Annotated in this window: 21 protein-coding genes and 1 pseudogene; 13 read left to right on the top strand and 9 right to left on the bottom strand. The window is 62.7% G+C overall.

Translation table 11 applies throughout. The features are described 5' to 3' along the window. The first annotated feature begins 16 nt into the window (after nucleotides 1-16). Both ACTJKE_RS16405 and ACTJKE_RS16400 read left to right on the top strand, forming a co-directional pair. The gene (locus ACTJKE_RS16405; RefSeq protein ID WP_113514112.1) at nucleotides 17-760 is read left to right on the top strand and encodes a polysaccharide deacetylase family protein; all 744 of its coding nucleotides are present in this window, start codon (nucleotides 17-19) and stop codon (nucleotides 758-760) included. Between the two features lie 234 nt (nucleotides 761-994). Then, the gene (locus ACTJKE_RS16400; protein WP_440692017.1) at nucleotides 995-2,677 is read left to right on the top strand and encodes a tetratricopeptide repeat protein; all 1,683 of its coding nucleotides are present in this window, start codon (nucleotides 995-997) and stop codon (nucleotides 2,675-2,677) included. Nucleotides 2,678-2,699: 22 nt separating this feature from the next. Here ACTJKE_RS16400 and mobB read toward each other — a convergent pair whose 3' ends face one another. Genes mobB through ACTJKE_RS16385 form a run of 3 tightly spaced genes read right to left on the bottom strand, consistent with a single transcriptional unit; the run spans nucleotide 2,700 to nucleotide 4,799 of the window. Then, nucleotides 2,700-3,221 carry a molybdopterin-guanine dinucleotide biosynthesis protein B gene (gene mobB / locus ACTJKE_RS16395; RefSeq protein WP_112996056.1) on the bottom strand — a complete coding sequence of 174 codons (522 nt, stop codon included), beginning with the start codon at nucleotides 3,219-3,221 and terminating at the stop codon, nucleotides 2,700-2,702. Further along, nucleotides 3,218-3,880: a molybdenum cofactor guanylyltransferase MobA gene (gene mobA, locus ACTJKE_RS16390; protein WP_058328845.1), complete on the bottom strand. Its 663-nt coding sequence runs from the start codon at nucleotides 3,878-3,880 to the stop codon at nucleotides 3,218-3,220. Before mobA ends, mobB begins: the two co-directional genes overlap by 4 nt. Before the next feature lie 10 nt (nucleotides 3,881-3,890). Then, nucleotides 3,891-4,799: a DMT family transporter gene (locus tag ACTJKE_RS16385; RefSeq protein ID WP_058328844.1), complete on the bottom strand. Its 909-nt coding sequence runs from the start codon at nucleotides 4,797-4,799 to the stop codon at nucleotides 3,891-3,893. Nucleotides 4,800-5,252: 453 nt separating this feature from the next. Between ACTJKE_RS16385 and ACTJKE_RS16380 the strand changes: the two genes are divergently transcribed. Further along, nucleotides 5,253-7,796: a methyl-accepting chemotaxis protein gene (locus ACTJKE_RS16380; RefSeq protein WP_113514108.1), complete on the top strand. Its 2,544-nt coding sequence runs from the start codon at nucleotides 5,253-5,255 to the stop codon at nucleotides 7,794-7,796. Nucleotides 7,797-8,080: 284 nt separating this feature from the next. Here the strand turns inward: ACTJKE_RS16380 and moaA are convergent, their stop codons facing one another. Further along, the gene (gene moaA / locus ACTJKE_RS16375; RefSeq protein ID WP_093232992.1) at nucleotides 8,081-9,130 is read right to left on the bottom strand and encodes a GTP 3',8-cyclase MoaA; all 1,050 of its coding nucleotides are present in this window, start codon (nucleotides 9,128-9,130) and stop codon (nucleotides 8,081-8,083) included. A gap of 253 nt (nucleotides 9,131-9,383) precedes the next feature. Here moaA and ACTJKE_RS16370 point away from each other — a divergent pair, with 253 nt between their 5' ends. Further along, the gene (locus ACTJKE_RS16370) at nucleotides 9,384-9,758 is read left to right on the top strand and encodes a gamma-butyrobetaine hydroxylase-like domain-containing protein (protein ID WP_057248853.1); all 375 of its coding nucleotides are present in this window, start codon (nucleotides 9,384-9,386) and stop codon (nucleotides 9,756-9,758) included. An 18-nt stretch (nucleotides 9,759-9,776) separates the two neighbouring features. Here the strand turns inward: ACTJKE_RS16370 and ACTJKE_RS16365 are convergent, their stop codons facing one another. Then, on the bottom strand, nucleotides 9,777-10,289 hold the full coding sequence (locus ACTJKE_RS16365) for a MarR family winged helix-turn-helix transcriptional regulator (protein WP_093232993.1): 513 nt from the start codon (nucleotides 10,287-10,289) through the stop codon (nucleotides 9,777-9,779). Nucleotides 10,290-10,306: 17 nt separating this feature from the next. Here ACTJKE_RS16365 and ACTJKE_RS16360 point away from each other — a divergent pair, with 17 nt between their 5' ends. The 3 genes from ACTJKE_RS16360 to ACTJKE_RS16350 all read left to right on the top strand — a co-directional run bounded on the left by ACTJKE_RS16360 (nucleotide 10,307) and on the right by ACTJKE_RS16350 (nucleotide 12,811). Then, the gene (locus tag ACTJKE_RS16360; RefSeq protein WP_113514106.1) at nucleotides 10,307-11,215 is read left to right on the top strand and encodes an alpha/beta fold hydrolase; all 909 of its coding nucleotides are present in this window, start codon (nucleotides 10,307-10,309) and stop codon (nucleotides 11,213-11,215) included. 127 nt (nucleotides 11,216-11,342) lie between these two features. After that, nucleotides 11,343-11,951: a pyridoxamine 5'-phosphate oxidase family protein gene (locus tag ACTJKE_RS16355; RefSeq protein WP_057248856.1), complete on the top strand. Its 609-nt coding sequence runs from the start codon at nucleotides 11,343-11,345 to the stop codon at nucleotides 11,949-11,951. A gap of 110 nt (nucleotides 11,952-12,061) precedes the next feature. Beyond that, nucleotides 12,062-12,811: a M15 family metallopeptidase gene (locus tag ACTJKE_RS16350; RefSeq protein ID WP_440692014.1), complete on the top strand. Its 750-nt coding sequence runs from the start codon at nucleotides 12,062-12,064 to the stop codon at nucleotides 12,809-12,811. A gap of 107 nt (nucleotides 12,812-12,918) precedes the next feature. On the opposite strand, the gene ACTJKE_RS16345 is transcribed toward ACTJKE_RS16350, so the two are convergent. Next, nucleotides 12,919-13,989, bottom strand: coding sequence for a GGDEF domain-containing protein (locus tag ACTJKE_RS16345; RefSeq protein ID WP_440692012.1), 1,071 nt, complete (start codon nucleotides 13,987-13,989; stop codon nucleotides 12,919-12,921). 191 nt (nucleotides 13,990-14,180) lie between these two features. Beyond that, nucleotides 14,181-15,633 (bottom strand): annotated as a pseudogene (fumC, locus tag ACTJKE_RS16340) (class II fumarate hydratase). A gap of 450 nt (nucleotides 15,634-16,083) precedes the next feature. Here fumC and ACTJKE_RS16335 point away from each other — a divergent pair. After that, on the top strand, nucleotides 16,084-17,973 hold the full coding sequence (locus ACTJKE_RS16335; RefSeq protein ID WP_110878691.1) for a L,D-transpeptidase family protein: 1,890 nt from the start codon (nucleotides 16,084-16,086) through the stop codon (nucleotides 17,971-17,973). Nucleotides 17,974-18,022: 49 nt separating this feature from the next. Here ACTJKE_RS16335 and ACTJKE_RS16330 read toward each other — a convergent pair whose 3' ends face one another. Further along, nucleotides 18,023-18,700: an HAD family hydrolase gene (locus ACTJKE_RS16330; protein ID WP_058328292.1), complete on the bottom strand. Its 678-nt coding sequence runs from the start codon at nucleotides 18,698-18,700 to the stop codon at nucleotides 18,023-18,025. Between the two features lie 224 nt (nucleotides 18,701-18,924). On the opposite strand from ACTJKE_RS16330, the gene rpiA reads away from it, so the two are divergent. The 5 genes from rpiA (at nucleotide 18,925) to ACTJKE_RS16305 (ending at nucleotide 24,079) form a co-directional block, all read left to right on the top strand. Next, nucleotides 18,925-19,620: a ribose-5-phosphate isomerase RpiA gene (gene rpiA, locus ACTJKE_RS16325; RefSeq protein WP_057248861.1), complete on the top strand. Its 696-nt coding sequence runs from the start codon at nucleotides 18,925-18,927 to the stop codon at nucleotides 19,618-19,620. Between the two features lie 121 nt (nucleotides 19,621-19,741). Beyond that, nucleotides 19,742-20,287, top strand: coding sequence for a DUF2059 domain-containing protein (locus ACTJKE_RS16320; RefSeq protein ID WP_058328291.1), 546 nt, complete (start codon nucleotides 19,742-19,744; stop codon nucleotides 20,285-20,287). A 187-nt stretch (nucleotides 20,288-20,474) separates the two neighbouring features. Next, nucleotides 20,475-21,863, top strand: coding sequence for a glutathione-disulfide reductase (gene gor / locus ACTJKE_RS16315; protein ID WP_058328314.1), 1,389 nt, complete (start codon nucleotides 20,475-20,477; stop codon nucleotides 21,861-21,863). A 256-nt stretch (nucleotides 21,864-22,119) separates the two neighbouring features. Then, entirely contained in the window at nucleotides 22,120-23,493 is a 1,374-nt protein-coding gene (locus ACTJKE_RS16310) for a class II 3-deoxy-7-phosphoheptulonate synthase (RefSeq protein WP_058324194.1), read from the top strand. Between the two features lie 187 nt (nucleotides 23,494-23,680). Beyond that, complete coding sequence (locus ACTJKE_RS16305; protein WP_057248864.1) at nucleotides 23,681-24,079, top strand: GFA family protein; 399 nt, start codon at nucleotides 23,681-23,683, stop codon at nucleotides 24,077-24,079. 4 nt (nucleotides 24,080-24,083) lie between these two features. On the opposite strand, the gene ACTJKE_RS16300 is transcribed toward ACTJKE_RS16305, so the two are convergent. Then, a complete protein-coding gene (locus ACTJKE_RS16300) occupies nucleotides 24,084-25,001 on the bottom strand; it encodes a hypothetical protein (protein ID WP_058328290.1) in 918 nt (305 codons plus the stop codon). Nucleotides 25,002-25,087: the final 86 nt, after the last annotated feature.

Genomic DNA, 25,087 nt, shown 5'->3' with positions numbered 1-25,087 from the left:
TAATTTCCGGATTGCCATGAAAGCCGTTGCCCTGCCGTTCCTCGCCTTAGCCATGCTCACCCAATCGGCTGTCGCAGCACCGGGGCTCGTGGAGCCGGATCTGCGGCTGCCGGCCAATCCAGATGGAAAGAGCGGGGCGCCGCGCGTCGCCCTGACGCTCGATGCCTGCAGCGGCGCGACCGACATGCGCATCCTCGGCACCCTGATCGAGAACCACATTCCGGCGACGATCTTCGTGACCGCGCGCTGGCTGAAGCGCAACGGCCTCGTCGTCGAGGTGATGAAGGCGCATCCGGATCTGTTCGAGATCGAGGATCACGGCGCGATGCATGTGCCGCCGATCGACGTGAAGGTCTCGGTCTATGGTCTGGCGGCGGCCGGGTCGGAGGCTTCGGTTGCGGCCGAAGTCGATGGCGGTGCGACGGCGATCAAGGCGCATGGCCTGCCGGCGCCGCACTGGTTCCGTGGGGCAACCGCCAAATATACCCATTCGTCGATGAGCCAGATCCGCGCCATGGGTTATCGCATCGCCGGCTACTCGGTGAACGGCGACGGCGGCTCGCTGCTCGGCGCAGCCGTCGCCGAAAAGCGCATTCGCGCAGCGAAGGACGGCGACGTCATCATCGCCCATATCAACCAGCCGACCCATTCCGCCGGCGCCGGCGTCGCGCGCGGCATTCTCGATCTCAAGGCGAAGGGCTACAGCTTCGTCCGATTGAATGACATTCCGGATGAAATGACGGTCGGCGCGACGAATTGACTGATTTTGGCGGCTGGCTGCGGAAAATGTCCGTAAGGAAATGGTCAACGCCGGAAAATGTCTGCGTCGAGTGTATCTCCCCGAGCGCGGCGACGTTCCATATCCCATATCGCGTGGTGGATTGTGCGTGCTCGACCAAGCCGTTTCTCTCATGACAGTTGCAAGGCCGCTGCTCGACGCAAAGTAGCGGCTTGTCGAATTCCATTTTCCGTTGCCGGCAGCTCCCCCTTAGGCTTGTCGAGCTATGCGTCTGGCTCTGGAGGAGTGGATGAAGCGTATCGTTATCGGGTTCGTTATCGCGCTGCGGAGGAGTGGATGAAGCGTATCGTTATCGGGTTCGTTATCGCGCTGCTATCGCAGGCATTCGCGTCGCCTGCGCGCGCGGATGGTGCGAGTGCGCCATTGCAGCCGTTCGAGCAAGTGCTGGAGCGCGCCGAGAAAGGCGATGTCGAGGCTGAGATCGATATCGGCATACGCTACCAGACAGGTGAGGGTGTTGCGCGCGACGTTTTGAAAGCCATCGGCTGGTATCGGGGGCCGGCCGAGAAGGGTAACGCGAAAGCGCAATTCCTGCTTGGCACTATCTATTTCAACGGTGCCGAGGGCGTGAGGCAGAACTATGCCGAGGCGCTACGCTGGTATCGGCTTTCAGCCGAGCAGAAGATGCCGGCCGCCCAATTCAGTCTCGGGGTTCACTACGAACGCGGCTTGGGTGTCGCGAAGGACGAGGCGCAGGCTATCGTCTACTATCGGTTGGCTGCGGAACAAGGTCACGCCACCGCCCAATACAACCTGGGCTACCTGCTCCAGGAGGGGCGTGGAACGAAGCGCGACCTTGCTGAGGCCTTCGAATGGTATCGCAAGGCGGCAGAGCAGGGGCTGGTTGCGGCCATGCACAATCTCGCCGTCGCCTACTTGCAGGGCAACGGCACGCTGAGAAATGACGCAGCGGCCTACCGATGGGAGTCGCGCGCCGCGATCGGCGGGGAACCCCGCGCTCAGTACAATCTCGGAGTCATGTACGAGAGAGGCACCGGTGTCGAACGTAGCGTTCCCGAGGCGCTCAACTGGTATGTGCGAGCAGCCGAGCAGGGGAACATCGAAGGACAAACGAATGCCGGCAGGCTCTATTTCAACAGCGAGGCCGGGCGGGTCGATACCAAGGAGGGGGATCGCTGGCTGCGGCTTGCTGCGCGTGGCGGAAATGGGCAGGCACAAAATCTCCTCTGCACCATCTACGTGCGCGCATTCGGCGTCGGGCGTGACGATCGGGAAGCGGTAAAGTGGTGCCGCTTGGCGGCCGACCGGGGCATGGCCTCGGCGCAGGTGGATCTGGCAATCTTCTACATGCTGGGTCGCGGCGTCGAGAAGGACGAGGCTCAGGCATTCGAGCTGTTCCTGAAGGCGGCAAAACAGGGGAACCCGCAAGCCCAGATGAATGTCGGCGCCATGTACCTGACGGGTGCCGGCGTTAATGAAAACTACGCGGAGGCGCACCGCTGGTTCCTGATGCTTGCTGATCGCGGAGATCCCAAGGGGCAATTCAACCTGGCGGTCATGTATGCGAACGGCCAAGGTATAGAGAAGAACGTGAAGGAAGCGGCGCGGCTCTACAAGCTTTCGGCTGACCAGGGTTATGCCTTCGCGCAGTTCAATCTCGCCATGGCCTATCTGAACGGCATCGGCGTGGAGATTGACGCTCCGGCTGCCGTCCGGTGGTTCCGCAAGGCGGCGGAGCAAGGAAATGCCGACGCGCAATTCTTTCTCGGTATCGCCTATGCGAGAGGCGATGGGGTGGAGCAGGACCTTTCAGCCGCGGCCGAATGGTGTGCCAAGGCCGCCGCGCAGGGGATGCGGAAGGCGCAGGAGTTGCTGGCGAAGCTGCCCGAAGAGTATCGCCGCGCCTCGCAGCGTTGAGCCTGCAGCGCCTTCGCGCCTTTCAGACGCCTTTGCGCTGCAACCCTGTGACCTTCTCCACGAAATCGGCGATCGCGATGGTGTCGTCGAGGTCGAAAAGCGGAAGATCGGCATTGGCAACCGGGTGATCGGCAGCGATCGCGCAGATGTGCGGATCGGTGGGGGCCAGCGGCTCTCGGTTCGCCGATTCCAGGCGCCGGGCCTCGATTTTCGGGATCGGTTCGCGCTTGTAGCCTTCGACGAGCACAAGATCGCAAGGGGCAAGCCGCGCAAGGATGTCCTCGAAGGACGGTTCCGGTGCGCCGCGCAATTCGTGCATGATCGCAAACCGCGTGCCGGAGACGATCGTCACCTCGTGGGCGCCAGCCTCGCGATGGCGGTAGCTGTCGGCGCCGACCTTGTCGATGTCGAAGTCGTGGTGCGCGTGCTTGACGGTGGAAACCACGTAGCCGCGCTGCGTCAATTCGGTGACGAGCCGCACCATCAGTCCGGTCTTGCCGGAATTCTTCCAGCCGGCGATGCCGAAGATCTTCATGGCGTTCATGCTCTGCTGTCCTCGAAAAAGCTCAACCATTCCTTCGCCTCGGTGAGATCCGCAGGAGTGTTGACGTTGAAGAAGGGATCGAATGCGCCCTTCGGCGTCATGGTGACAGGAAAGTCGACCGTTACCGAGGCATGGCGTTCGATGAAGGCACGGACGCGGCGCTTCGGGTCGCTCGTCAGCCAGGTCTCCAGCTCGTCGGCGAGCGCAACTGGCCAGAGCGCAAACAGTGGATGCATCTGGCCGACGGATGCCGCCACGGCAATCTGTTGACGTTGGGTCAAGGCGGCGATCAGTCGCGCGACGAGGTCATCGGGAAAGAAGGGCGTGTCGGTGGGAACGACCAAGACATGGGATGCTTCCGGCGTAGCCCCTGCCACATGGCGCATGGCCGTCAGCACGCCGGCGAGCGGTCCGAGAAAACCCGGAACCGTATCGGCAATGACGGGCGTATTTCCGTCGACGGCGTCTGCCGGTTCGGCGTTGAGGTTGACGGCTATGCTGGTGACCTGGGGACGAAGCCGCTCGATGATGTGCGAAAGCATCGTGCGGCCACCCAGGTGAAGGTCGGGCTTGGGGCTTCCCATGCGGCGCGACAGTCCGCCTGCGAGGATGACGGCGGGTAGCGGTTCGCTGATCAGACGGCGTGAGGTGTCCGGCATCGCGCGGCTCCTATTCCAAAGGGCCGGTCAGCGAGCGCTGGGCGACCGCTTTTCGGCCGCGCAGGGTCTCGCGGTAGAAGGTGTAGAGGCCCGAACCGATAATGACCGCAACGCCGACCAGCATCCAGGTATCGGGCACTTCCGTAAAGAAGAAGATGCCGATCGCGATCGACCAGATCAGGCTGGTGTAGCGGAAGGGCGCAATGACCGAGATATCGCCGGCGCGCATTGCCAGCACGATCGTCTGGTAACCGAGCATCAGCAGGATGCTCGCGGCGGCGATGTGGCTGAAGGTCGTCGCCGACATTGGCTGCCAGCCGCCCATCGGCTGGATGAGGACGGCACCGACGATGGTTGTGACAAGGGAGGTCGACACGGTGATGTAAAGCGAGGGCACGTCATGGCCGATGCGGCGGGTGCAGAGATCGCGGGTTGCCGTGACGAACACGCAGGCGACGACGGTCAGTGCCGCCGGCGTGAAGCCCTCGGGACCGGGCCGAAGCACGATCAGCACGCCGATGAAGCCGGCGATGATCGCCGTCCAGCGCCGCCAGCCGACTGGCTCGCCGAGGAACAGGGCGGCGCCGAGCGTGACGGCCAAGGGCAGCGCCTGCATGATCGCCGAGGCATTGGCGAGCGGGATCTGGCCGAGGGCGGAGATATAGGTGACCGAGGCGAGCGCCTCCATGGCGATGCGCAGCAGGATCACCGGCTTCATCAGGGTGCGGAGCGGCCGAAAGGCGCGAAACTGCCAGGCGGCGAGCACCACCATCAGCGTCGTCAGCAGCCCGCGCACGAAGATGATCTGGCCGACATTCATCGCGCCGGTGACGGATTTGACCAGCGCGTCGTTGCAGGAGAACGTGACCATCGCCAGGCACATGAAAAGAATGCCGCGGAAATTGGTGGAGGCTTGCATGCTGGCTGTCCTGCGGCGCCGGAAAGCGGGCTACGCTGTCGACGAATGGGGAGGCGAATCCACGGGATGGATCGCCTAATGTTTAAGCATTGGCTGCCGGCTTGTGCAAACGGGATCGCATGCGGCGGCCGGTTTTCTTTCAGCGCAAGTAGAACGGTTCGCCCCAGCCGAGTTCAATTGCCCGGAAGACTGTGGCAGGGCGCTAAAATGTCCGCCGGCGAACATGAACTTATTCGCGGAATCTTAAGTTTCGCTGCCTATCGTCGCTGCAATTCCGCATCCATTCGCATGACGCGATCGGCGGGGTGGCGCCGCAGCAAACCTTGCAGGGTGGCCATTCCAGGGACGTCTGCCCAGGCTTGGAAAGCCTTCGGCACTCGTCCCATCGGTGTTTCCACCAAGAAAAGCCGCCGCGCGGGCCTGCTTCCCATAAGAATAATTCAGGGGTGCGCAATGTCTTTCATCGATCGCCTGCTGCAGCGCTTGCGGATCGTCACCAAGGTTTTGCTTTTCGTGGTTCCGCTTGTGGCGCTGATCGCCGGTATTGGTCTCATTGGCTTCTTTACCGCCCGCACGCTCAACGGCCATATGACCGTGACGCGGGAAACCATCAACAATCTCTCGGACTTCCAGGCGCTCCGCAGTGCGCTGCAGGCTTTTGCCGATGCGCCGAGCGAGGAAACTCGCGCTGCTTTGGCGAGCCAGATCGACGAGCAGGAAATCGGCGTGAAGACGCTGGACAGCCTGCTGACGCGCGGTGAGGACAAGGCAGAGATAGCCTCGGTGCTGACGCTGGGTGAGGCGATGCGCAGTCAGACGGACAAGCTCTGGGTGACCAAGCTCGAGCGGGACCAGGTGACGGCATCGCTGGAAACGGCGCTCGCCGACATGACCGAGCAGGGCAACAGTGCCTACAAGCAGATCGACATCATCCGCAAGGAATCCGGCGAGAAGGAAGCCTTCGCCAAGGCGCTGCTCTTCGATGCCGCCGCCTATCAGGGCCTTGCCGAGCGCATCAAGAAATTCCGACTGCCGGTCACGATGGCCGTCAATCCGGATGCCAAGATCGATCAGGCGGGCAAGCTGCTGCCGCATCTCGTGAAGCAGATCGATGAGGCCGAAAAGATTGCCTCGGAAAAGGTGCAAGCGCCGATTGCCGACGTGAAGGAACAGGCGCTCAAGGTTCAGGCGATCCTTGCCGGTGCCGAAGACAGCGAGGCGAAGAAAAACGCGCTGGTGCCGATCCTCAGCAAGTTCTCCAAATATGAAGCGGACTTCGCCAAGGAGGCAGCCAAGAACTCGGATACGGCGGCCAAGCGCTTCGTCGGCATGGATGCCGAGATTTCACAACTGAAGACCCTCATCGCGCTGATGGGCGATACCTTCAAGGGGCTCGACAGCACGCGGCTGCATATCAGCGAGTTGCACCGCAAGCTCGATGCCGCGGGCCGCGAGCCGGTCATGGCTGACATCCAGGCGGTTCGCGAAACGGCGGGCAAGCTCGGCGAACTCGGCGGCAAGAACGCGGCGCTTCGCGATCTTCCGGCGAAGCTTGGGCCCTCGCTCGGCAACATCGACAAGGACACCGCGGCACTGATCGACGTCGGCGGCCGCTGGCAGGCGGCCAAGGCGGAAGCTTCGGCACTCGTGGCCACTGCCAGCACCACGCTTGAGAGTTTCGTCAGCAGCGCGCAGGAAGCCGGCAAGGTCGACAGCCAGCGCTCGGCCGATGTCTCGATCGTCGCCATGATTGCCGGCACGCTGCTCGCCATCATCGGTGGCCTGATGCTGGTCGAAACGCTGCGTGGCCCGCTGAAGCGCGTGACCGAAACGATGACGCGGCTTGCCGGCGGCGATCTCGACGTTGCCATCGAGGGTCGCAACCGCGGCGACGAGATCGGCGACATGGTGCGCTCCGTTGCCGTGTTCCGCGACAATGCCCTCGAGAACGTGCGGCTGGGGCGCGAGGCGGAGGCGGCGCGTGCGCTTTCGGCAGAAGAAGAAGCGCGCCGCGCCGCGGAGCGTGCCCGTGTCGAGGCCGAGCAGATGCAGGCGCTGAATGCGCTTTCGGATGTTCTCGCAGCTCTCGCCGACGGCAATCTCGAGGAAGGCATGGCGGAGGACCTGCCGGCCGACTACGTCATCATGGCGCGCACCTACAACAATGCGGTCGAGGCACTGCGGGCGACGCTGGCCGACGTGCGTGTCGTTACAGGCGAGATCACCGGCGGCACCGGCAATCTCGCGTCGTCGGCTGACGACCTGGCACGCCGCACCGAGCAGCAGGCGGCCGCACTCGAGGAAAGCTCGCGTGCCCTTCGGCAATTGACGGAGATCGTCCGCACGACGGCCGAAAGTGCGCGCAAGACGACGGTGTCGGTGGGCGAAACCAATTCTTATGCCAAGCATTCCGGCCAGGTGGTCGCCAAGGCGATCGACGCCATGGCGGAGATCAATCGCTCGTCGGAGAAGATCAGCACGATCATCGGCGTCATCGACGAGATCGCTTTCCAGACCAACCTCCTGGCGCTGAATGCCGGCGTCGAGGCGGCGCGGGCAGGCGAGGCCGGACGTGGCTTTGCCGTGGTGGCGCAGGAGGTGCGCGAGCTTGCCCAGCGTTGCGCAGGAGCGGCCCGCGAGATCAAGGGGCTGATTTCCGAAAGCTCGGCGCAGGTGCGGAGCGGCGTTGCTCTGGTGCAGGAAACGGGCGATGCGCTCACCGTCATCAACAGCCACATCACCACGATCCACGACCTCGTCAGCAATATCGAGGCTTCGGCAGCCGACCAGTACACCGGCCTCAACGAGGTCAATTCTGCAGTGCATGAGGTCGAGCTGATCACCCAGCAGAACGCCGCGATGGTCGAGGAGAACACCGCCGAGATCCACGGGCTGCGCCGGCAGGTGGAAGCGCTTAACGAGAAGATCGAGCGCTTCCGCACCGGTACGGAGGGAATGGGTGCGCAGGCGCAGGGGCGCGGGAGCTACGCGGCCTGATCTGTTCCTCCGACGGCGGCTTTCAAGGCTTGCCGCCCGGCTTGTCAGCCCCTCACCCTAACCCTCTCCCCGCAAGCGGGGCGAGGGGACGTGCACTGCGGCAAGACATCCCAATGTAGGTCGCCGGAAAGCGCAAGCCGTCGACGCATCTGTGCGGAGTACGTGGGGACACGAGCGTGTGCCCCACATTCCCTTCTCCCCGCTTGGCGAGGGAGAAGGTGCCGGCAGGCGGTTGAGGGGCCGCCTGCCGGTTGTTCATCCAAAGTTGGTATCGTGCGGGACGGTCAGCCGCCGGTGACGCTCATGTGGCGGGCGACGGCGGGACGGTTGTGCTCCCGGTCGATGATGAAGTCGTGGCCTTTCGGCTTGCGGCCGATCGCCTCGTCAATCACCTGGCTCAAATAGGCATCGTCTTCGGAGGCGCGGAGCGCAGTGCGCAGGTCGGCCGCGTCGTTCTGGCCGAGGCACATATAGAGCGTGCCGGTGCAGGTGAGGCGGACGCGGTTGCAGCTTTCGCAGAAGTTATGCGTCATCGGCGTGATAAGGCCGAGCCGTCCGCCGGTTTCCGCAACCTCGAGATAACGGGCAGGGCCGCCGGTGCGATAGGGAATGTCCGAGAACGTGAAGCTCTGTTCCAATTGCCGGCGCATCTCGGAGAGCGGCAGGTAGTGGTCGGTGCGGTCTTCTTCGATCTCGCCCATCGGCATGGTTTCGATCAGCGTCAGGTCCATGCCGCGGCCATGGGCCCAGCGCATGAGATCGGGGATCTCCGCGTCGTTGAAACCTTTCAGCGCCACGGCGTTGATCTTGATCTTGAGGCCGGCAGCCTGGGCCGCGTCGATGCCTTCCATGACCTTGGAGAGGTCGCCCCAGCGGGTGATCTGGTGGAACTTCGCCGCGTCGAGCGTGTCGAGCGAGACGTTGATGCGCTTGACGCCGCACTCGACAAGCTCGGAGGCATATTTCGCGAGCTGCGAGCCATTGGTCGTCAGCGTCAACTCGTCGAGCCGGCCGGCCTCGATCTCCTTGCCGAGTTCACGCACCAGGAACATGATGTTCTTGCGCACCAGCGGCTCGCCGCCGGTGAGCCGCAGCTTGCGCACGCCCTTGGCGATGAAGGCGGAACAAAGCCGGTGCAATTCTTCGAGCGTCAGCAGATCCTTCTTCGGCAGGAAGGTCATGTGTTCCGCCATGCAATAGGTGCAGCGGAAATCGCAGCGATCGGTGACCGACACGCGCAGATAGGTAATCGCCCGACCGAAGGGGTCGATCATTGGAACGGTCTTCTGCTCTAGCGGCCTGGCGCCGAACCTGTCTATCGTGGCTGTGTTCAAAACGTCTTTCTCCCAGCCCTTTCAATGTCGTTGTCGAACCTGCTCGCGTCAAGGCGCATACTGTCGCAAAGTGTTGATCGGAAGAGCAGGGTAATTCTCGCCAGCCGATTTCTGCGCTAGTGCATACTCATCCCTAAGTCAAAGCCGCATCAGGGATAGGAGGTTTCAGCAAGCAAGGTGCGATGAAGCTTTCAGGCGGATCACGGCGAATGGACGGCATCGCGTTTGCCGTTCGCGAACAGGAGCAGGCAATATGAGTGAAATCTGGCCGACGGAACTGCGTGTCTCCAAGGATCGCCACCGGCTCGTCGTCGCCTTCAACGATGGCGCATCCTTCGATCTCTCGGCGGAGATGCTGCGGGTACTATCGCCGTCTGCCGAAGTGCAGGGCCATGGGCCGGGCCAACGGGTGACGGTGCCCGGCAAGCGCAACGTGCAGATCATTTCAGTGCAGCCAACCGGCAACTACGCGGTGCGCATCGGTTTCGACGATTTTCACGATACCGGCATCTTCACCTGGAGCTATCTGCGCGAACTCGGCGAGAAGGGTGGAGAGCTCTTCGGTGCTTATGAACAGGAACTCGCTGAGAAGGGCATGTCGCGCGACAAGACGGAAAAGCCGCGCTGATCTCGACTGCGCCTGTCGTCAGGCCAGTTCGTCCTCTTCTTTCAGCAGTATCCCGATCAGCCGCTCCATGGATCGGGTGACCACCATGCAGTCCTCCAACGGCTCGTCGTCCAGCAATTTCTCGATCAGCGCCGTGTGGATCTCCATGGCTGCCTCCGTAAGGTTGCGGCCCTCCTGTGTCAGCGACAACCGCAGCACCCGTTTGTCCTTCTCGTCACCGCGGCGCAGGATCAGGCCGCGCTTTTCCAGCTGCGGCAACAGCATGCTCATGTTGGAGCGGCCCACCAGCAGTTTGCGTGCCAGTTCCTGCTGCGAAATGCCGTCGAAGCGGTAGAGGTTGATCAGGATATCGAGGTGTGGCGGCTTGATGTCGAGATGGGCGATCTCGCGCGTCACCGTCTGCTGCATGAGCTGGCAGGCGCGCGCAACCGCGATCCAGCTGCGGAAACGGGGGTGATCCCAAGGGAAATGGTGTTCTGTCGTCACTTGATTTTTGTTCAACGTTGTACAATTATGTTCAGCATTGAACATAACAAGAGATTCCCACTATGGCACCCTTTGCGATCAAGGTCATCCGCCACACGCTGAAAGGCGTGGCAGCGTTCTCGCCCGAGGCCGCCGGCAGGCTTGCCTTCAAGCTTTTCAGCGTGACGCCCGGCCGGAAGCCTAAGAACGCCAAGGAGAGGGCGGTGCTCGCGGCCGCGGCGCCCGTGATCGCCACGGGGCAGCCGGTGACGCTTTCCTATGCCGGCGGCTGGGTGCTGGCACGCCAGTTCGCCGCTCCGCGCAATGCCGCCAACGCCAAGCGCATCCTGCTCGTGCATGGCTGGGGATCGCGCAGCGACTACTTGGCTGCGATGATCGATGGCCTGGTCAAAGGCGGCGCTGAAGTGGTGACGCTCGACTGGCCGGGGCATGGCGGTTCGCCGGGACGCACACTCACGATGCCTGCAGCGGTCAGGGCGATCGACGCCGCCTGGCGGCATTTCGGCAATTTCGATGTCTGCGTCGGTCATTCCTTTGGCGGGGGAAGCCTTGCTTGTGCGGCGGGCGGCATCGTCTGCGACGTGCGCAGCCATGTGGCGAAGAAGCTGGTGCTGATCGGCGCGCCGAGCGAGATGACTTGGCTTTTCAAAGGTTTCGGCAAAATTCTTCGCCTGGCGCCGAAGACGCAGGCGGCCTTCGAAGATGTTGTCGAGCGTCTCGCCGGCAGACGCCTCGAGGATTTCGACGCCGCGCGGATCATCGGCGTCCTCGCCGTGCCGACGCTGGTCATCCATGCGGAGGACGACAAGGAGGTCGCGGCCGATCATGCCCGCCGCTATGCAGCCGCTGGGCCGAACGTGGAGATGTTTTGGGCAAACGGCTTCGGCCATCGCCGCATCGTCTCGGCCGCACCCGTGATCGCGCGGATCAATGCCTTCATACACGCGGAAGATCAAAAAGCCGCCGCCTGACTATTTTTCGTTGCTGCCGTCATCAGACTGTCATGCTATCGGTCAAAGGGTCGCTTTAGCCTCCGGAATCGCTTCGCAATCCGCGCCCTGCCATCGATCCGGAGATCTTTCGGTATTGGAGGACGGCATGTCGGTCATCACCTCGGTCGAGGAACTCAACGCGCTCTATGGCGGTGTTAGCGAAGCATCGGTGGCCAAGGTCACCAAAACGCTGACGGCGGAGTATCGGCTGATGATCGAGGCTTCGCCCTTCTGCGCGCTCGCAACCGTCGGGCCGGAGGGCCTCGATTGTTCGCCGCGCGGTGACGACGATTGCGTCGTTCGGATCGCCGACGACAAGACGGTGCTGCTTCCCGACTGGCGCGGCAACAACCGGGTCGATTCGCTCGCCAATATCGTGCGTGACCCGCGCGTGGCGCTGATGTTCCTGATCCCCGGCTCGAACACGACGATGCGCATCAACGGCACAGCCGTCCTCAGTATCGATCCGGAGCTTACCGATAGCTTCGAGGTCGACGGCAAGCACCCGCGCAGCGTGATTGTCGTGACCATCGGTGAAGTCTATTTTCAGTGCGCCCGTGCGGTGATGCGCGCGCAGCTTTGGAACCCGGAACGCTTCCTCGATCCGGCATCGCTGCCGACGCCCGGCACGCTGCTGAAGGCTGCCAAGACGGATTTCGACCGCGAAACCTATGACCGCGAATGGCCGGAGCGCGCAGCCAAGACCATGTGGTAGGCTGCTGCGGGGGCCGACCGGTACGGTCGCCATCTCAGCGAAGCGCGCGGGTGGAGGCGAGGGTGCGGCGGCAGGCTCTGACAGGTGCATCAGCACTCCTTTTCGCTCTCTTGGCCGGCAAGGCGACAGCCGGCGAGCCCAGTCTATCCGAGAAGCTCAGCCTGCTGGCTACGGCCTACCCCGATGCCATCGAGCGGATCGACGGCAATGTCCTGGTTCTGCGGGATGGTGGGGGGCCGCTCTCCATCGACGACGGCAGGAAGAAGAGCCATGCAGAGAAGCTGGCCGCGGCGGATATCGAGGACAGCCTGTCACAGATCTATCCGCTGGGCGCGTGTGCGAAAGCGCCGGCCGTCGATTTCGATCCGGGTCGCATCCGCAGCGAAGCACTGTTGAAGCGGCTCTATGGCAGCAGTGCTACGGCTGTCAGGCGGGATCTCGTCACTGTGGACTGGTTCGGCGAACGGCTGCGGGTGACGAGGAAACACGGAACGGCCGCGGCGCTGAAGGCGGTCGCCGCGGACCTTTCGCAGCATGCCGAACTCCGGCGCTATCTCAGCCCAAGCGCCGGCACCTTCAATTGGCGGCCGATTGCCGGGGCTGCCACGCTGTCGGTCCATAGCTTCGGCGCGGCTATCGACATCAACACCGATTTCGCCGACTACTGGCGCTGGGCCGGGAAGGCCAAGGGAGCGCACGGCTATCGCAACCGCTATCCGCTCAAAATCGTCGAGATTTTCGAGAAGCACGGCTTCATCTGGGGTGGCCGCTGGTACCACTTCGATACGATGCATTTCGAGTACCGGCCGGAACTGATCGCGATCGCTCGGGCTGCCGGTGGGGACGCCTGCGGCCGCTAATCGGCCGCCTCGCAATGTCCAGAGGGGCTAACTTCTCGCAAATCCTGGCAAACAAAAAGCGCCCATAGAGGGCGCCGATTGTCAGTTCGATCGCAGAGCTCCGTAGGTCAGCGTCGATAGATCAGCCAGTTGCGGCCGGATTCCTTGCGCATGCCGTCTTCGAAGAGAACGGTTTTGTTGCGCCCGCCATTCTTGGCCGAATAGAGCGCGATATCCGCCTTGTTGTAGAGATCGACCGGGTCTTCGGCTGCGGTCGCCATGCAGACACCGACGGAAAGCGTGATCGGGCCGTAGTTGACCCCGGTCTTCGAATTGCGGAACGGCGTTGCCGCAAGAACCGTGCGGATGCGATCGGCGATCTGCAGGCATTCTTCCTGGGTGCTGTCGCCAAGGATGATGGCGAACTCCTCGCCGCCGGTGCGGGCAACGAAGGCCTCGCGGCGCAGGTTTGCGCGTAGAACGCCACCGACGGTCGCGAGGATCTTGTCGCCGACCGGATGGCCGAAGGTGTCGTTGACCTTCTTGAAATGGTCGATGTCGGCGACGAGCAGGCCGGTGAAGTTTCTCAGATGCTCATTGTTGTAGACGGCGGCCAGATTGTCGTCGAAGGCGCGGCGGTTGGCGAGGCGCGTCAGCGAATCCGTGTTGGCGATGCGCTTGTACTCGTCGAGCTCCTGCCGGATGACTTCCATCTCGAAGGATTTCTGCACGACCGTTTGCACGCGCTCCTTGCCCTGGCTCATCGTCTCGGCGGTCGCCTCGGTCAGGATGCCGATTGCATGGCGCAGGATATCGGCGCTCGACGCACTCTTGCTGACGATGTTGACATAGGCTTCGTCCAGAACCTTGTTGTAGTTCTCGAGCGCGTATTGCTCGTCCTTCAAAAGGGTGACGAGTTCGGCGAGCTTGGCTGCAAGCGTCGTGTGGGCGCGCTCGATGCCGGTCGAGCGGTGAATGTGGCTGAAGTACTGCGCGCCGATCGCATCCAGCTCATCCTGGGTCGCGCGGCTGCCTAGCGCTGCGAGTTCTTTCGACAGCTGCGGGTTGGAGCCGAGATAGGCTTCGTAATAGAGCTCGTAGTTGCGGGGGATAGGCGCGACACCCATCATGCGCATGGCATGGGTTACTTGCGCTGCGATATCGGGCGTCTGTGCTTTGCCCGAGTTTGCCGTTTGCATGTGCAAACCCCCTAATATTAATCACTGCTTACGGGTTATGATTTTTAGGGGCAAATGATTTGCGAAGTCTTAATATTTGCCGCCGCTGTGCACCGCAGTTCGATCGATTGCGGCCATTTCCGCCGATCTATCCTAGCGTTTGCGACTTGAACCCACGGCGCCGTTGAGGCGCCGTGGTGTATCAAAATGGATCAGGCTGGGCTGATCATCGTTTCCGGACGCACGATCGCGTCGAACTCTTCGTTCGTCACGTAGCCGCCGCCGACAGCTTCTTCGCGCAGCGTCGTGCCGTTCTTGTGTGCGGTCTTGGCAATCTTGGCGGCGTTGTCGTAGCCGATCTTCGGGGCGAGCGCGGTGACCAGCATCAGTGAGCGGTCGAGTGCCGCCTTGATGTTGTCTTCGCGTGCCTCGATGCCGACGACGCAATTGTCGGTGAAGGACACGGCCGCATCGGAAAGCAGCTGCACCGACTGCAGGAAGTTGTAGGCCATCAGCGGGTTGAAGACGTTGAGCTCGAAGTGGCCCTGGCTGCCGGCAAAGGTGAGAGAGGCATGGTTGCCGAAGACCTGGGCGCAGACCTGGGTCAGTGCTTCGCACTGGGTCGGGTTGACCTTGCCGGGCATGATCGACGAGCCAGGCTCGTTTTCAGGCAGCGACAGTTCGCCGAGACCGGAGCGCGGGCCGGAACCGAGGAAGCGGATGTCGTTGGCGATCTTGAAGAGGGCGGCGGCCGTCGCGTTGATCGCGCCATGGCTGAAGACCATGGAATCATGGGCGGCAAGCGCCTCGAACTTGTTTGGCGCAGAGGTGAAGGCGACGCCGGTGATCTTGGCGATCTCTTCGGCGACCTTCTCGGCAAAGCCGACCGGTGCGTTGAGGCCGGTACCGACGGCCGTGCCGCCCTGGGCCAGTTCGCAAAGGCCGGGCAGCGTCATCTCGATGCGCTTGATCGAGGAGGCGACCTGGGCTGAGTAGCCGGAAAATTCCTGGCCGAGCGTCAGCGGCGTTGCATCCTGGGTGTGGGTGCGGCCGATCTTGATGATGTGATCGAATGCCTTGACCTTGGCTTCCAGCGCCTTATGCAGATGCTTCAGCGCCGGCAGCAGGTCATGGATCACCCGTTCTGCGCAGGCGATGTGCATCGCCGTCGGATAGGTGTCGTTCGACGACTGGCTCATGTTGACGTGATCGTTCGGATGCACCGGCTTCTTCGAGCCCATGACGCCGCCGAGCAGTTCGATGGCGCGGTTCGAAATCACCTCGTTGGCATTCATGTTCGACTGGGTGCCCGAACCGGTCTGCCAGACGACGAGCGGGAAATGGTCGTTGAGCTTGCCGTCGATCACTTCCTGCGATGCCTTGACGATGGCATCGGCGACGGTGGAATCCAGACGGCCGAGCGCCTGGTTGGTGCGGGCAGCTGCCTGCTTGACGATGCCGAGCGCCCGGACGATCGAGGCCGGCTGCTTTTCCCAACCGATCTTGAAATTGCCGAGCGAGCGCTGGGCCTGGGCGCCCCAATAGCGGTCGCTTGCCACTTCGATGGGGCCGAACGTGTCTGTTTCCGTGCGCGTCGATGTCATCGTGATACCTGCCTTGGATCATGCGGTTCATGAAGCCTGGGCGAGCGGCCGGGTGGCGCATCTCCCCAGGGTGCCGGGCCTCTCTCTGCCCCGCCTGCCGGAGCTTGTAAAGGGGCGTGGCTCGGCTTGCCATGCTACAATCGTTTGAAACGTTGACGTGCAACAAGGCCGGCCCGGAACGATGGTGATTCGGTCGCTTGCGGGCCGCGGGCGCCGTTGTGATGTTTCGGTCACAGGCGCGGCGTTCTTTTTAGGCGCCGATCGGCGGCTGCAACCGGCCCATGACCTCCCGCTGAAATAAAATCCATATGGATCAAATTTTTATCCCCCTTCGAACGTTATGGAATCGAGGCGATTGCCGGGGCGAGGAAGGAGATTCAAGGTCGATGTTCGCGGGCGCGTTTCCTTTTCATTCACCATCCTTTTCTATAACTTTCAGTGCACGAGGGCGTGGCGAGAATCTGGCTTCAGTCGAATTCGGCGACAACGCGATACGGGGACGTAGTTTCATATGAGAGTAATTAAGACGGCAGCGGTCGTGGCGCTCATGAGCGGCTGTGCGATCGCGACCATGGATGTGCGGCCGGCTTCGGCCTTCACATTTGGCGATTTCATCCGGGCGGGCCGGAAGAAGACCGAGGCTCAGCAGGTTCAGCCGACCCAGCCGCTGCCGGGCATGGGCACGATGGTCGACCCGCAGCAGGCGGCCAAGCCGCTGCCGAAGGTCACGGGCCCCAAATATTACACCTACAAGGCGGAGCCGCTGCGTCGCATCTCGACCGACAAGCTGCTCGATCCGGTCGTTACCGGCTCCGTGCGCAACGATGCGCTGCCGCCGATGCTGCGCACGCCGCTTGCCGACGCGCGGCAGTTCCTGCCGGATATCAACGTTCGCGCGTCCGGCGACGTCGCCAAGGCGGTCGAAGCCCATTACGGCGCCCGCATGGATTACATCTGGATCGGCGCCGAAGGCGTGAACTCCAAGGCAAAGGCGGCGGTCGCCGTTCTCGCCGATGCAGCCAAGGTCGGCCTCGACCCGCAGGACTATGCCGTCAACGTACCGGCAGACACTTTCGACCGCGGCGACATGATCGCGCGCGAAAAGGAGCTGCTGCAGTTCGAAATCGCGCTGTCGGCGGCAACGCTGACCTATGCGCAGGACACCGTGCGCGGCCGCATCGATCCGAACAAGATCTCCGGCTACCACGACTTCAAGCGCAAGACTGTCGAACTCGCCCCGCTTCTCGACAAGCTGTCTGCGAGCAACGACGTCGCCACGCTTCTCAACGACCAGAACCCGAAGAGCGCGCAATTTGCGGCACTCTCCGTCGAACTGGAGAAGCTGAGGGCGGAAACAGGCGCCGAGCAGCGCGTCGAGATCGCGCCCGGCACGCTGCTGAAGCCGGGCCAGAGCAATCCCGAGCTCGCCAACATCATTGCCGGTATTCGCCTCAAGGGCTCGGAAGCGCTGAAGACCGAACATGCGGCGGTTCTTGCCGCTTACCAGGGAGCGCCGGAATACACGCCGGAACTGGTAACCGTGGTCGAGGCCTTCCAGAAGGAACACGGGCTGAAGGCTGATGGCGTCGTCGGCCAGGCGTCGGTGCGCATCCTGACGGGTGGCGACAGCGTGGCGAACAAGATCAACAAGCTCGAGATCGCCATGGAGCAGGCGCGCTGGCTGCCGGATGGCCTCGGCGGCCGCTACGTCTTCATCAACCAGCCGGCCTTCACCGCGACCTATACCGACCAGGGCGCCGAGCAGTTCTCGATGCGCGTGGTCGTCGGCTCGAAGACGAACCAGACCTATTTCTTCCAGGACGAGATCCAGACCGTCGAGGTCAATCCGTATTGGGGCGTGCCGCAGTCGATCATCGTCAACGAGATGCTGCCGAAGCTCCGCAGCGACCCGAACTATCTCGATCGCATGGGCTACCAGGTCGAAGTCGGCGGCCGGCCGGTTCCGTCGGCGTCGGTCAACTGGAACGGCTCGACCGCTTCGGTCGCAGTACGCCAGCCGCCGAGCAGCGACAACGCGCTCGGCGAGCTGAAAATCCTGTTCCCCAACGCGCATGCGATCTACATGCACGACACTCCGTCGAAGAGCTTCTTCAAGCGCGACAACCGGGCACTCAGCCACGGTTGCGTGCGGCTTGCCGATCCTCGCCTGATGGCGGCGGCCGTGCTCGGTACGAGCGTCGAGGACGTCGGCAAGGAGATTGCCGGCGGCGGCAACAAGGCGCTGCAGGTTCCGGTGAAGGTGCCGGTTTATGTCGCCTACTTCACGGCCTGGCCGAACAAGGATGGTGTCGTCGAGTATTTCGACGACGTCTATGAGCGTGACATGTACATGAACCGCGCCTTTGACGCGACGCGCGGCGCCCGCAGGGCCGAAGGATAAGACACAAGAATAAGAAAAGGCCGCTTCGAGCGGCCTTTTTTCTATTCGATCATCGGGCTTCGAGCAGCGCCGAGACCAGTTCCGGTGTCAGCTCGTCGAAGTGGCTGATGATTTTCGTCGGTTCGAGGCTTTCGACGGGGACGTCCGAGTAGCCGAAAGGAACCGCAATCGACGGCACCGCTGCATTGCGCGCGACGAGGAAGTCGTTGAGGCTGTCGCCGACCATCACCGAGCGTTCGGCCGAGCCGCCGGCATTGGTGACGGTTCTCAGGAGGTGCTCGGCATTCGGCTTGCGCACTTCGAAAGTGTCGCCACCCGAAATCGCGGCGAAGCGTTCGATCAGCCCCAGGCGTTCGAGCAGGCGCGTTGCCAGCTTTTCCGGCTTGTTGGTGCAGACCGCCAGCTTGAAGCCGGCGCCGGAGAGCCGGTCGAGCGCGTCGATGAGGCCCGGATAGGGCAGCGAATCGCCGGGCATCGAGCCGTGGTAGAAATCGACGAACTCCTTGAGCTGCCATTCCAGGACGTCTTCAGCGAGCGGCTTTTGCCGGAGCGCGAAGGTGCGCTCGATCATGGCGCGTGCGCCGTGCCCGACAAGATGGGTCAGATCCGCATAGCCGACCGGTGCGATGCCGGCCTGGGTCACCGCATGGTTGAGGCTCGCGACCAGGTCCGGCGCGGTATCGACAAGCGTTCCATCGAGATCGAAGACGACTATGGGAGATGACACCGAAAAACCTCATGGCACCGGAAACGTTGCCGTTCGGGTAGGCGAAGTGACAGCAGAATGCAATGGGGAGTACATGTCCCAAGTCCTGCGGAATCCTTGGCGGCAATTTCATTTTGACTTTTGTTTGCGTCGCCGGGCGTGTAAGTGTCTCAGCGGAAAACGGGCCGGCCGTTCGCTGCTTGCAGCAAAGCCGTCCGTCGGAATTACAAGGGAGCGACTGGCGCATGGACGCCCGCGAAATGAAAATCAAAGCCGCGGCTGCGGCTCTGGAATATGTCGAAGACGGCATGCGCCTCGGCATCGGTACGGGCTCCACGGCTGAGGAATTTGTCCGGCTGCTGGCCGAGAAGGTCGCCTCCGGCTTCCGTATCGAAGGCGTTCCCACTTCGGAGCGCACGGCGCGGCTCTGCCTCGAACTCGGTGTGCCGTTGAAATCGCTCGATGAGCTGCCGGAACTGGACCTGACGATCGACGGCGCCGACGAGGTCGATGGCCGGCTGCGGCTGATCAAGGGCGGCGGCGGCGCATTGCTGCGCGAAAAGATCGTCGCGAGCACGTCGAAGCGAATGATCGTGATCGCCGACGAATCGAAGGTGGTCGAGGTCCTCGGTGCCTTCAAGCTGCCGATCGAGGTCAATCCCTTCGGTCAGGTGGCAACGCGGATCGCGATCGAGAAAGTCGCTTCGCGGCTCGGCCTTTCCGGCGAAATCGCCGTGCGTCAATCGCACGACGGCGCCTTCAAGACCGACGGTGGACACCTCATTCTCGATGCATCTTTTGGCCGTATTCCTGATGCAGATGCGCTCGCGGGGGAGCTGAATGCCATTCCCGGCGTCGTCGAGCACGGGCTTTTCATCGACATCGCGTCGCTGGCAATCATTGCAGGGCCGGAGCAGGCACGCATTCTGACTGCGTCCTGAGCTGGCTCCCGACAGCCCGCAATGGGCTGGGAGCGGTAAAGACAACAGGTTTCCACACATGCGGGCCTGGCGGCGGAAATCGCCCGGGCAGCATGCGACAAACACAGGAGCAAGGGTAAAAATGAACAAACTCGCAGGTCTTGTCCGCACATTCGCTGCCACCGCGATTCTGCTTTCCGCATCGATTCCGGCGGTGCAGGCCCAGGACGTCTCCGAAGAGCAGATCAAGGCAGCGCGCGCGACGATCGCAGCGCTTGGCGTGACCAACAGCTTCGACAACATTCTGCCGAACCTTGCCGAGCGGCTGAAGAACACGCTGATCCAGTCATCGCCGAACCATCAGGAACTGATCACGGCAACCGTCGACGAGAAGGCACTTAGCCTTGCCGCGCGCCGTGCCGATCTCGAGAACGAAGCGGCGACGATCTACGCCAAGACCTTCTCGCTCGAAGAACTGAACGCGATCACCGAATTTTACGGCTCGTCCGCCGGCAAGAAGCTCCTGGATAACGGCCCGATCGCTTCGCGCGAACTGCTGAAGGCCGCCGACATCTGGGCCGCAGGCGTTTCCCGCGATCTGACCCAGGAAGCCACCAAGTCGCTCGACGAAAAGGTTGGCAGCACGCAGCCGGCTGCCGAGGGCGCCGTCCAGGCGCCGGCGCAATAACCGTCGCCGGCCACGGTTCATCACGTTTCGAGGAGCCCGGAGAGATCCGGGCTTTTCTTTTGGCCGGAGGCACCACTATATGTGCCTGCGGCGCGGCCTTCGGCTGGTCGCACCGGCTGCCGAACGCGAGATCGTTCGGCGCGCTTTCCATTTCGCCATTTCGGCCGCTGCTTTCAGGAGACTGTCCATGCCCGCTTTCGACTATGACCTCTTCGTAATCGGTGGCGGATCCGGCGGCGTCAGGAGCGGGCGCCTGGCAGCGAGCCTCGGCAAGAAGGTGGCGATTGCGGAGGAGTTTCGCTACGGCGGCACCTGCGTCATTCGCGGCTGCGTGCCGAAGAAGCTCTATGTCTACGCGTCGCAGTTTTCCGAACATTTCGAGGACGCAGCCGGTTTCGGCTGGTCGGTCGGCGAAAGCCGGTTCGACTGGCAGAAACTGGTCGCCGCCAAGGAACAGGAAATCACCCGGCTCGAAGGGCTCTACCAGAAGGGTCTGAACAATGCCGGCGCCGAAATCCTGCATACGCGCGCCGAGCTGGTCGGTCCCAATACGGTTCGCCTGCTCAACAGCGGCCGCACGGCGACGGCCGAGCGGATTGTGATCGCCGTCGGCGGTCATCCGACGCCGCATGACGCGCTGCCGGGACACGAGCACTGCATTTCCTCGAACGAGGCTTTCGATCTCGAGGAGCTGCCGAAGTCGATCCTGATTGCGGGCGGCGGCTACATCGCCGTCGAATTCGCCAACATCTTCCACGGCCTCGGCGTCGAGACGACGCTGATCTATCGCGGCAAGGAAATTCTGTCGCGCTTCGACCAAGACCTGCGCCGCGGGCTGCATGTGGCCATGGAAGAGAAGGGCATCCGTATCCTGTGCGAGGACCTTATCCAGTCGGTCGCCCTCGATGATGCTGGGAAGCGTGTCGCGCGCACGATGAAGCACGGCGACATCGCCGTCGATCAGGTGATGCTGGCGCTTGGCCGCGTGCCGAACACCACGGGCCTCGGCCTCGAAGCGGCTGGCGTCAAGACCGATGAGCGCGGCGCCATCATCGTCGATGCGTTCTCGCGCACCAGTGCGCCTGGCATCTATGCGCTTGGCGATGTCACCGACCGCGTGCAACTGACGCCGGTCGCGATCCACGAGGCCATGTGCTTCATCGAGACCGAGTACAAGAACAATCCGGTGTCGCCGGATCACGACCTGATCCCCACCGCCGTCTTCTCGCAGCCGGAGATCGGCACCGTCGGTCTGACGGAAGAAGAGGCGACGCGCCGCTTCGACGAGCTGGACGTTTATCGCGCCGAATTCCGGCCGATGAAGGCGACGCTTTCGGGCCGCAAGGAAAAGATGATCATGAAGCTGATCGTCAACGCTGCCGACCGCAAGGTGCTCGGTGCCCACATCCTCGGCCATGATGCGGGCGAGATGGCCCAGCTGCTCGGCATCTCGCTGAAGGCCGGCTGCACCAAGGACGATTTCGACCGGACGATGGCGGTGCACCCGACGGCGGCGGAAGAACTGGTGACGATGTATTCGCCGTCCTACCGCATCCGCAAGGGCGAGCGGGTCTGAGGCCCCGGCAGCCGGTGCCTTGCTTTGCAGGCGCCGGAGCCGATGAATTCTGGTAGGATGTCTTTCCAAGCCTTCGCTTAACGTCTATAAGCCCGCATCCGCGAAGTCACCGGCTTCGGGCGAGCTTGGCGCAATAATCTTGCGTTGGGGCAGGGCACGCGGACATGAGTGAAATTTCCGAATACCGGGCGGCCACCTTCGGCCGTCAGGGCGCGACCCGCGCGGATAGATCCGCGGCAGACAACAGGTGATCGAAATGGCACAGACTTGGACTCCAAACAGCTGGCGGCAGAAACCCATCCAGCAGGTGCCGGACTATCCGGACCTGGCAGCGCTTGAGGCGACCGAAGCGAGCCTCGCGAAGTATCCGCCGCTGGTGTTTGCAGGCGAAGCGCGCCGTCTGAAGAGTGCCCTTGCCAATGTTGCCGAAGGCCGCGGCTTCCTGCTGCAGGGCGGCGACTGCGCTGAAAGTTTCGCCGAGCATGGCGCCGACACGATCCGCGACTTCTTCCGCGCCTTCCTGCAGATGGCCGTCGTCTTGACCTTCGGCGCGCAGCAGCCGGTGGTGAAGGTCGGCCGCATAGCCGGCCAGTTCGCCAAGCCCCGTTCTTCGGGCGTCGAGAAGCAGGGCGACGTGACGCTGCCGTCCTACCGTGGCGACATCATCAACGGCATCGAGTTCACCGAGGAAGCGCGTATCCCGAACCCGGAACGCCAGATCATGGCCTACCGTCAGTCGGCTGCAACGCTGAACCTTCTGCGCGCCTTCGCCATGGGCGGCTATGCCAACCTCGACAACGTGCACCAGTGGATGCTCGGCTTCGTCAAGGATAGCCCGCAGGCAGAGCGCTACCGCAAGCTCGCCGACCGCATCTCCGAGACCATGGACTTCATGAAGGCGATCGGCATCACCTCGGAAAACCATCCGAGCCTGCGCGAGACCGATTTCTTCACCAGCCACGAGGCGCTGCTGCTCGGTTACGAGCAGGCGCTGACGCGTGTCGACTCGACCTCGGGCGACTGGTACGCCACCTCCGGCCACATGATCTGGATCGGCGACCGTACCCGCCAGCCCGACCATGCGCACATCGAATACTGCCGCGGTATCAAGAACCCGCTCGGTCTCAAGTGCGGCCCGTCGCTGACGGCCGATGGTCTCCTGGAGCTGATCGATCTTCTGAACCCGGCCAACGAAGCCGGCCGCCTGACGCTGATCTGCCGCTTCGGCCATGACAAGGTGGCGGAGCATCTGCCGCGCCTCATCCGTGCGGTCGAGCGCGAAGGCAAGAAGGTCGTCTGGTCCTGCGATCCGATGCACGGCAACACGATCACGCTCAACAACTACAAGACCCGCCCGTTCGAGCGGATCCTGTCGGAAGTCGAGAGCTTCTTCCAGATTCACCGGGCAGAGGGCACGCATCCGGGCGGCATCCATATCGAGATGACCGGCAACGACGTGACGGAATGCACCGGCGGTGCGCGCGCGCTTTCCGGCGACGATCTTGCCGACCGCTACCACACCCATTGCGATCCGCGCCTCAATGCGGACCAGGCGCTGGAACTCGCGTTCCTGCTGGCCGAGCGCATGAAGGGCGGCCGCGACGAGAAGAAGATGGTCGTCAACGGCTGATCTAATCCCCTGGCATCGTTCAGGCTTTCTGAACGTCGCTTGGGAGTTTTGAATTTGACAATGCCGGGCCAGCTCTGGAAGCTGGTCCGGCATTTTCGTGTCTGGAGCAGGAAGCGGCGCGCGCAATCGTGCCGCCTTATCCACCGCATGACAGGGTGATGCATCACGATTTCGCTTTGGGGGAACAATGCCGGACGTTCACAAGGGAAGCTGTCTTTGCGGGGCAGTGCGCTTTGCCGCACAGGGCGAGCTGCGCGAGCTGATCTACTGCCATTGCAGCCAATGCCGGAAGCAGACCGGGCTCTACTATGCCGCGACGAATGTCCGGAACGACGGCCTTGAGGTCGAGGGAATGGAGCATGTCACTTGGTATCGGGCAAGCGACAGCGCCAGCCGTGGCTTTTGCCGGATCTGCGGCTCGGCCCTGTTCTGGAAGGGCGACGGGCAGGATTACATCTCGATCATGGCTGGGGCCTTCGAGAAGCCGACCGTGCTGAAGGGTGGCTATCACATCTTCTGCGAAGACCAGGGCGACTTCTACGAAATCACCGACGACTTGCCGAAATATGCGGCCGGACGCAGCTGAGCGATCACTCCGGCATGCTTGTTGCCTGCCGAACCGCCTGCTCATAGCCATTGGCAAGGCCGGCCATCTTGACCGATTGCCACTGACAATATTCGTCGAGCAGGCGTTCGCCTAGCCAGAACAGCCCGCGCTGGCCTTCGCCGGCGCGGCCGATGAGGCCCGCATCCTGGGCGCGGGTGAAAATGCGCCTGATATGCGTGTTGGAGATCATGTAGTGCGTGGCGAGTTCCGAGAGGCTCGCTTCGAGCCAGACTTTGCCGTCGACCGGATCGAGGCTTTGCGGCCGCGACATGAGATCGTCGAGCAGCAGGCCGCCGCATTCGGTCCAGACGAAGGCGGCCACAGCTTCCGGCGGCTCGTTCCACCGCCGGTCGGCGAGCAGAAGGCGGGTGGCGATCGGTTGGGCGCGCTCAAAGATCGTCCGATCGGCTTCGACGCGCTGAAGGCGGCCCTTGCCGTCGAAACGGTCGAGCGTGCCCATCTGGCTCATGAACCAGCGCAACATCGCCCCTTCGCTGATTTCGGTCGGCTCCAGGGGCCGCACTTTCTTTCTGGCACGACCGCCATTGGTATCGCGCAGCAGCTTGTAGGTCAGCAGTTCGGCAATGAAGGCGGCAGCGGTATTGCGGCTGGCGCCGCCCATCTCATGCATGAACTTTAGCAGGCGCGCGGTGGTGATACCCGTCTCCGGATTCGCTGGATCGCGCTCGAGGTGAAGTGTGTAGACGGCTTGGCTCAGCGTCCATTTCTGATGGGAGGCGACGAGGCGGGCAACTCGAGGGAAGACATCAAACACCGACATCAGATCGCGGGCGCTCGCCTGAAGGATCGCCCGGAAGTTCGGATGATTGCGAAAATCTTCTGCGGTGAAGGCAAGCGCACCAACTGGCGCAACGCCCTCATGCTCTGCCACGACACGCATTTGCTGCGCACACCCCCCGAAGCTTGCGCGGCGTGCCGGATGCTTGAATTTCAAGATGCCCGGTCGCCAGCCGCCACTCAGCCTAA

The sequence above is a fragment of the Ensifer sp. 22521 genome, from assembly GCF_052044795.1.
Lineage (GTDB): Bacteria > Pseudomonadota > Alphaproteobacteria > Rhizobiales > Rhizobiaceae > Ensifer.
Note: the sequence above shows the minus strand (reverse complement) of the source record. Positions and strands in the feature narration are given on the sequence as shown.

Excerpts from the sequence above, each read along its gene's own strand:
- ACTJKE_RS16405 (WP_113514112.1), top strand. The coding sequence starts at position 17 with ATGAAAGCCGTTGCCCTGCCGTTCCTCGCCTTAGCCATGCTCACCCAA.
- mobB (WP_112996056.1), bottom strand. The coding sequence starts at position 3,221 with ATGAACGCCATGAAGATCTTCGGCATCGCCGGCTGGAAGAATTCCGGC.
- mobA (WP_058328845.1), bottom strand. The coding sequence starts at position 3,880 with ATGCCGGACACCTCACGCCGTCTGATCAGCGAACCGCTACCCGCCGTC.
- ACTJKE_RS16385 (WP_058328844.1), bottom strand. The coding sequence starts at position 4,799 with ATGCAAGCCTCCACCAATTTCCGCGGCATTCTTTTCATGTGCCTGGCG.
- ACTJKE_RS16380 (WP_113514108.1), top strand. The coding sequence starts at position 5,253 with ATGTCTTTCATCGATCGCCTGCTGCAGCGCTTGCGGATCGTCACCAAG.
- ACTJKE_RS16370 (WP_057248853.1), top strand. The coding sequence starts at position 9,384 with ATGAGTGAAATCTGGCCGACGGAACTGCGTGTCTCCAAGGATCGCCAC.
- ACTJKE_RS16365 (WP_093232993.1), bottom strand. The coding sequence starts at position 10,289 with ATGTTCAATGCTGAACATAATTGTACAACGTTGAACAAAAATCAAGTG.
- ACTJKE_RS16360 (WP_113514106.1), top strand. The coding sequence starts at position 10,307 with ATGGCACCCTTTGCGATCAAGGTCATCCGCCACACGCTGAAAGGCGTG.
- ACTJKE_RS16355 (WP_057248856.1), top strand. The coding sequence starts at position 11,343 with ATGTCGGTCATCACCTCGGTCGAGGAACTCAACGCGCTCTATGGCGGT.
- ACTJKE_RS16345 (WP_440692012.1), bottom strand. The coding sequence starts at position 13,989 with ATGCAAACGGCAAACTCGGGCAAAGCACAGACGCCCGATATCGCAGCG.
- ACTJKE_RS16335 (WP_110878691.1), top strand. The coding sequence starts at position 16,084 with ATGAGAGTAATTAAGACGGCAGCGGTCGTGGCGCTCATGAGCGGCTGT.
- rpiA (WP_057248861.1), top strand. The coding sequence starts at position 18,925 with ATGGACGCCCGCGAAATGAAAATCAAAGCCGCGGCTGCGGCTCTGGAA.
- ACTJKE_RS16320 (WP_058328291.1), top strand. The coding sequence starts at position 19,742 with ATGAACAAACTCGCAGGTCTTGTCCGCACATTCGCTGCCACCGCGATT.
- gor (WP_058328314.1), top strand. The coding sequence starts at position 20,475 with ATGCCCGCTTTCGACTATGACCTCTTCGTAATCGGTGGCGGATCCGGC.
- ACTJKE_RS16310 (WP_058324194.1), top strand. The coding sequence starts at position 22,120 with ATGGCACAGACTTGGACTCCAAACAGCTGGCGGCAGAAACCCATCCAG.
- ACTJKE_RS16305 (WP_057248864.1), top strand. The coding sequence starts at position 23,681 with ATGCCGGACGTTCACAAGGGAAGCTGTCTTTGCGGGGCAGTGCGCTTT.
- ACTJKE_RS16300 (WP_058328290.1), bottom strand. The coding sequence starts at position 25,001 with ATGCGTGTCGTGGCAGAGCATGAGGGCGTTGCGCCAGTTGGTGCGCTT.